This is a genomic window from Leisingera sp. F5, assembly GCF_001593695.1.
Genome location: NZ_LUKH01001210.1, coordinates 1 through 1,190, shown reverse-complemented (window position 1 = coordinate 1,190; position 1,190 = coordinate 1). Strand labels below are relative to the sequence as shown.

Annotated in this window: 2 protein-coding genes; both read left to right on the top strand. The window is 64.2% G+C overall.

All coding sequences use genetic code 11. The features are described from left to right. Nucleotides 1-662: methylated-DNA--[protein]-cysteine S-methyltransferase (locus A2I95_RS40200; RefSeq protein ID WP_291737917.1), on the top strand; the 662-nt coding region annotated here is incomplete at its 5' end. Continuing rightward, nucleotides 659-1,190: isocitrate lyase/phosphoenolpyruvate mutase family protein (locus A2I95_RS40195; RefSeq protein WP_291737916.1), on the top strand; the 532-nt coding region annotated here is incomplete at its 3' end. The genes A2I95_RS40200 and A2I95_RS40195, both read left to right, overlap by 4 nt.

Below are 1,190 nucleotides of genomic sequence, written 5' to 3'. Positions count from 1 at the left end.
TGCGCGAGGGGTTCACCGCGCTGAAGGCCGGCGAGCCGGTGATTGCTGCGCAGATCGATGCGGGTTTTGAGAGCGCCAGCGCCTTTCGCGCGGCCTTTGCAAAACTGGTGGGGATTGCGCCCGGGGCATTCCGCAAGGACGCGCTGCTGCTGGCCGACTGGATCGATACGCCGCTGGGCGCGATGATTGCAATCAGCTGCCGACACCAGCTGCATCTGCTGGAGTTTGCCGACCGCAAGGCATTGCCGCGCGAAGTGGCCAAGCTGCAAAAGGCGCAGCCAGGGGGGATCGGCTTTGGGCGGCCGGCGCCGACGCAACAGATCGCCGATGAGCTGCAGCGGTTCTTTGCGGGCGAGGGGGCGGATTTCCAAACCCCGCTGGCCCTGCATGGCACCGGATTCGAACGCGAGGTCTGGCGCTATCTGCTGACCATTCCGGCGGGCGAAACCCGCAGTTATTCGCAGATCGCGCGCGAGCTGGGCCGGGATTCGGCCACTCGCGCGGTGGCGCGGGCCAATGGTTCCAACCAGCTGGCGCTGGTGGTGCCTTGCCACAGGGTGCTTGCTGCCGATGGATCGCTGACCGGCTATGGCGGCGGTCTGTGGCGCAAGCAGCGGCTGATCGAGATTGAGACAAGCTACAAACAGAGGATTTCTGCATGACATATTCCGACCGCGCACGCGCCTTTGCGGCGCTGCACCAGCCAGGCAACCCGGTGGTTTTGTACAACATCTGGGATGCAGGCAGTGCCAAGGCGATTGCCAGGGCGGGCGCTGCAGCATTGGCAACCGGCAGCTATCCGGTGGCGGCGGCGCAGGGATTTCCGGACGGCGAACAGATCCCGCTGGAGTTTGTTCTGGGCAATGCAGAGCGCATCGTTGCGGCGACGGAGCTGCCGGTAACGATTGATTTCGAGGGCGGCTATGCCCGCGAACCGGAGCAGCTGACCGCCAATGTGAAACGGCTGGCCGAAACCGGTGCCGTGGGGCTGAACTTTGAGGACCAAGTGGTTGGGACGGCGGAGTTCTACAGCATTGAAGAGCAGGCCCAGAGGGTTGCCGCGGTGCGGGCGGCCAATGCGGATATCTTCGTTAATGCGCGCACAGATTTGTTTCTGAAGGAAAAAGATGCGTCGAAACACGCGGGCCTGATGGCGGAGGCGCTGGAGCGCGGCGCGGCTTATGCCGAGG